At 61.4% G+C, this 5,444-nt stretch carries 5 protein-coding genes; all 5 read left to right on the forward strand.

What is annotated here, in order from left to right:
- Nucleotides 1-913 (forward strand): branched-chain amino acid ABC transporter permease (locus tag MOV74_RS30315; protein WP_246930431.1); only part of this gene is annotated, 913 nt, incomplete at its 5' end.
- 36 nt (nucleotides 914-949) lie between these two features.
- Nucleotides 950-2,179 carry an ABC transporter substrate-binding protein gene (locus tag MOV74_RS30320; protein ID WP_246930433.1) on the forward strand — a complete coding sequence of 410 codons (1,230 nt, stop codon included), beginning with the start codon at nucleotides 950-952 and terminating at the stop codon, nucleotides 2,177-2,179.
- A gap of 119 nt (nucleotides 2,180-2,298) precedes the next feature.
- A complete protein-coding gene (locus MOV74_RS30325) occupies nucleotides 2,299-3,525 on the forward strand; it encodes an ABC transporter substrate-binding protein (RefSeq protein ID WP_246930435.1) in 1,227 nt (408 codons plus the stop codon).
- Between the two features lie 239 nt (nucleotides 3,526-3,764).
- Entirely contained in the window at nucleotides 3,765-4,994 is a 1,230-nt protein-coding gene (locus MOV74_RS30330; RefSeq protein WP_246930436.1) for an ABC transporter substrate-binding protein, read from the forward strand.
- A gap of 194 nt (nucleotides 4,995-5,188) precedes the next feature.
- A partial coding sequence (locus MOV74_RS30335; RefSeq protein WP_246930438.1) for a DUF4147 domain-containing protein occupies nucleotides 5,189-5,444 on the forward strand: 256 nt, incomplete at its 3' end.

Genomic DNA, 5,444 nt, shown 5'->3' on the forward strand with positions numbered 1-5,444 from the left:
GCTGTTGATCGTGCCGGTGTTCGTCAAGAACTTCATCATCTTCCAGATGACGATGCTCCTGATCTACGGGCTCGCGGTGCTGGCGCTCAACATCCTGACCGGCGGCTCCGGCCAGTTCTCGCTCGGCCAGAGTGCGTTCTATGCCGTCGGCGCCTATACGTCGGCGGTGCTGATGGAGCACGCCAACATCAATTACGCGCTGACGATTCCGATTTCCGCGACGGTCTGCTTCGGGTTCGGTTACCTATTCGGCAAGCCGGCACTGCGGCTGTCGGGCGTCTATCTCGCGCTCGCCACCTTCGCGCTTGCGACCGCGATGCCGCAACTGCTGAAGTTGAACTTCCTCGAGCACTGGACCGGCGGCGTGCAGGGCCTCGTCGTCACCAAGCCTGACGCGCCGTTCGGCCTGCCGATGTCGCAGGACATGTGGCTGTACTACTTCACGCTCATCGTGACGCTCGCGATCTACATCTTCTCGGTGAACCTGCTGCGTTCCCGCTCGGGCCGCGCCTTCATGGCGATCCGCGACAACGAGATCGCGGCCTCCTCGATGGGCGTCAACGTCGCCCTGTACAAGACGTTGGCCTTCGGGGTGTCCGCCGGCATCACCGGCGTTGCCGGCTCGCTCGGCGCCATCGCCGTGCAGTTCGTCGCACCCGACAGCTACACCATCACGCTGGCGATCTCGCTGTTCCTCGGCATGGTCGTCGGCGGCGTCGGCTGGCTGCCCGGCTCGTTCGTCGGTGCTGCCTTCATCATCTTCGTGCCGAACATGGCTGAGAGCGTCTCCAAGGGCCTTTCCGGCGCGGTATTCGGCGTGCTGCTGTTCCTCGTCATCTACCTCGTGCCCCATGGCGCAAGGCAGATCGCGATCATGGGCCAGCAACTCGCCGGGAAGATCAAAAGAAACTGAAGCCCTCAAGTACTGTTGTTAACGAAGGAGATCGAATTGCATTTTGGAAGAATACTTCGAACCGCCGCACTCGTAACGGCGGTCGCTACCATCACCTCCGGCGCTGCACTCGCCCAAAAGAAATACGACACCGGCGCGTCCGATACCGAGATCAAGATCGGCAACATCATGCCGTACAGCGGTCCGGCGTCGGCTTATGGCGTCATCGGCAAGACCGAAGAAGCCTATTTCCGGATGATCAACGACAAGGGCGGCATCAACGGCCGCAAGATCAACTTCGTCACCTATGACGACGGCTATTCGCCGCCGAAGGCCGTCGAGCAGGTCCGCAAGCTGGTCGAGAGCGACGAGGTGCTGGTGGTGTTCAACCCGCTCGGCACGCCCTCGAACACGGCGATCCAGAAATACCTCAACGCCAAGAAGATCCCGCAGCTCTTCGTCGCCACCGGCGCCACCAAGTGGAACGACCCGAAGAACTTCCCCTGGACCATCGGCTGGCAGCCCTCCTACCAGAGCGAAGCGCAGATCTACGCGAAATGGCTGATGAAGGAGAAGCCGGACGCCAAGGTCGCGGTCCTCTACCAGAACGACGATTTCGGCAAAGATTACCTCAAGGGCACCAAGGACGGCCTTGGCGCCAAGGCTTCGTCCATGATCATCATGGAGGAGAGCTACGAGGTGTCCGAGCCGTCGATCGACGGCCACATCGTCAAGATCAAGGCCGCCAATCCGGACGTGCTGCTGATCTACACCACGCCGAAGTTCGCGGCCCAGACCATCAAGAAGACCGCCGAGCTCAGCTGGAAGCCGCTCCAGATCCTCACCAACGTGTCGATCTCGGTCGGCAGCGTGATGAAGCCGGCCGGCTTCGAGAACGCGCAGGGCGTGCTGTCGGCGGCCTATGCCAAGGATTCGACGGATCCGCAGTGGGCCAACGACCCCGGCATGAAGAAGTGGAACGAGTTCGTCGACAAGTACATGCCGGGCGCCGACAAGTCGGACACCAGCATGGTGTACGGCTATGGCGCCGCCTCGACCCTGGCCAAGGTGCTGGAAATGTGCGGCGACGATCTGACCCGCGCCAACATCATGAAGCAGGCGGCCTCGCTGAAGGACTTCGAGCCGGACACCATGCTGCCCGGCGTCAAGCTCAACACCAGCGCCACCGACTTCGCCCCGATTTCGCAGCTCCAGATGCAGCGCTTCAAGGGCGAGAAGTGGGAACTGTTCGGCGATATCATCAGTGGCGACGTCGCCTCCGAGTGACACGCTGACGCGAAAGTCCGACCCTCGAAAGCCCTCGCGAGCGATCGCGGGGGCTTTTTGTTGACGGCTGGCGCCAATCTTGTTCAATGCGGCGCCGATCCAACCCGGGTAGGAGAACAATGAGCGCCGTTCGTTTTCAGGTTGCGGCCCTCTGGACCGGGCTCGCTTTGTGCACTGCGATGGGCGACCCGGCGCTGGCGCAGAAGAAGTACGACAGAGGCGCCTCCGATACCGAGATCAAGATCGGCAACATCATGCCCTATAGCGGCCCGGCCTCGGCCTATGCCGCGATCGGCAAGGCCGAGGAAGCCTATTTCAGCAAGGTCAACGCCGAGGGCGGCATCAACGGCCGCAAGGTCAGGTTCATCTCCTATGACGATGCCTATTCGCCGCCGAAGACGGTGGAGCAGGCACGCAAGCTGGTCGAGAGCGACGGGGTGCTCCTGATCTTCGGCTCGCTCGGGACGTCTACCAACGGCGCCATCCGCAAATACATGAACGAGAAGAAGGTGCCGCAATTGTTCGTGGCGAGCGGCGCGTCGAAGTGGAACGATCCCAAACAATATCCCTGGACCATGGGCTGGCAGCCGAACTACGCGAGCGAGGCGCGCATCTATGCCAAGTACATCATGAAGGAAAAGCCGGACGGAAAGATCGGCGTGCTCTACCAGAACGACGATTTCGGCAAGGACTATCTGAAGGGGCTGGAGGACGGTCTCGGCGCCAAGGCCTCGATGATCGTGCTGCAGGAGGCCTACGACACCTCCGAGCCCGCGATCGACGAACACATCGTCAAGCTGAAGGCCTCGGGCGCCGACGTCTTCATCAGCATCACCACGCCGAAATTCGCCGCGCAGGCAATCAAGAAGGCGGCGGAGATCAACTGGCATCCGGTCCACATCGTCTCCAACGTCTCGGCCTCGGTCGGCGGTGTGATCGAGCCGGCCGGCCTCGAGATCTCCCAGGGCATCCTGTCGGCGAGCTACCTCAAGGACGGCTCCGATCCGCAATGGAATGCCGACGACGGCATGAAGCGGTTCAATAATTTCCTCGCGCAATACGATCCCAAGGCCAACAAGCTCGATGCTGGCGTCGTGTTCGGTTACGCCGCCGCGCAGACCATGGTGAAGGTGCTGCAGATGTGCGGCGACGATCTGACCCGCGAGAACGTCATGAAGCAGGCCGCCTCCTTAAAGGATTTCGCACCCGACACGCTGCTGCCCGGCATCAAGATCAACACCGCGCCGGACAATTTTGCCCCGATCGAGCAGCTCCAGATGATGCGCTTCAAGGGCCGGAAATGGGAGCTGTTCGGCGACATCATCTCCAGCGAGACCGGTCACTGAGGCCACGCAATTCAAAATCGCTCCGGATTGATTAAACAACTCAAGACAGCCGGACCTTCTCGCAGTTGCACACGAGAGCCGGCGGCCCTTGACTACTAAAGACGCAGCCCCCGCGACACCATCGCGGGGGCTTTCTGTTGAAGGCATCAGCCAAATCGTATTGAATTGCGGTCGCGTCACCAAAAACGGTCAAGCCAAGAAAAGGGACGCACACACACCAAGAAAATAGGGAGATAGGAATGCCCGCTGTCACCGGCAAGCTTGCGGCCGCGTCACTGGCGCTCGCGCTCATTGCGGCTACGACCTCCACTGCGTCGGCCCAGAAGAAATACGATACCGGCGCGACCGATACCGAGATCAAGATCGGCAACATCATGCCCTACAGCGGACCGGCCTCCGCCTACGGGATCATCGGGCGGACCGAAGCCGCATATTTCAAGAAGATCAACGAAGAGGGCGGCATCAACGGCCGCAAGATCAACTTCATCTCCTACGACGATAGCTATTCGCCGCCGAAGACCGTCGAGCAGGCGCGCAAGCTGGTCGAGAGCGACGAGGTGCTGTTCATCTTCAACTCGCTCGGCACGCCGCCGAACTCGGCGATTCACAAATACATGAATTCCAAGAAGGTGCCGCAACTGTTCGTCGCCACCGGCGCCACCAAGTGGAACGATCCGAAGGACTTCCCATGGACCATGGGCTGGCAGCCCAACTACCAGAGCGAAACGCAGATCTACGCGAAGTGGCTTTTGAAGAACAAGCCGGACGCCAAGATCGCAGTGCTCTTTCAGAACGACGATTACGGCAAGGATTACCTGAAGGGCCTGAAGGACGGCCTCGGCGCCAAGGCCGCCTCGATGATCGTCATGGAGGAGAGCTATGAAACCTCCGAGCCGACCGTCGACAATCACATCGTCAAGCTGAAGTCGACCGGCGCCGACGTCTTCATGAACATCACGACGCCGAAATTCGCAGCGCAGGCGATCAAGAAGAACGCCGAGATCGGCTGGAAGCCGCTGCACTTCCTCAACAACGTCTCGGCCTCGGTCGGCAGCGTGATGAAGCCCGCCGGCTTCGAGAACGGCCAGGACATCATCTCGGCCGACTATCTGAAGGACGTGTCGGATCCCGCGTGGGCTAACGATGCCGGCATGAAGGACTTCCTGGCATTCATGACCAAGTACTTCCCCGAGGGCGACAAGCTCGATAAAGGCACGATCGTGGGTTATGCCGTGGCGCAGACGCTTGTGCAGGTGTTGAAACAGTGCGGTGACGATCTCACCCGCGCGAACGTCATGAAGCAGGCGGCGAGCCTGAAGGACTTCCGTACCGAGGCGCTGCTGCCGGGCGTGAAGATCAACACCTCGCCGACCGATTTCGCACCGATCAGCCAGCTTCAGCTCGAGAGGTTCAAGGGCGAGAAGTGGGAACTGTTCGGCGACGTAATCAGCGCCGACGTCGGCGGCTAGCCGCCTGACGATTGGACGACGAAAAGCCCCCTGCGAGGCCATCGCAGGGGGCTTTTGCTTGCGCGCCGATTGTGATCACGCGATTGCATAATCGAATGATGGCAAAGCCGGCTTACGCTTTCACGCCCGATGCGGTAGGCAGGAGAACGGCGGCATTGGCCGCCAGTTTCTTCCGTCTGCCGAAGGCCATCGTCATGACCGACCGACGTCCCCTGCTCCGCGCCCTCTACGACGCAGCCGTCGCCGCCGCCCATCCCAATGTAGTGCTGGCGCCGCACTTGCCGGCCGCTCCCAAAGGACGCGTGATCTGCCTCGCCGCCGGCAAGGGCGCAGGCGCCATGGCCGCGGCAGCCGAGCGGCATTATCTCGACACGCTGGGACTTGCGCCAGAGCGCCTCGTCGGCATCGCCACCACGCGCCACGGCTACGGCGTGCCGACGCGGCGCATCC

The organism is Bradyrhizobium sp. SHOUNA76 (assembly GCF_023006445.1).
Classification (GTDB): Bacteria; Pseudomonadota; Alphaproteobacteria; order Rhizobiales; family Xanthobacteraceae; genus Bradyrhizobium.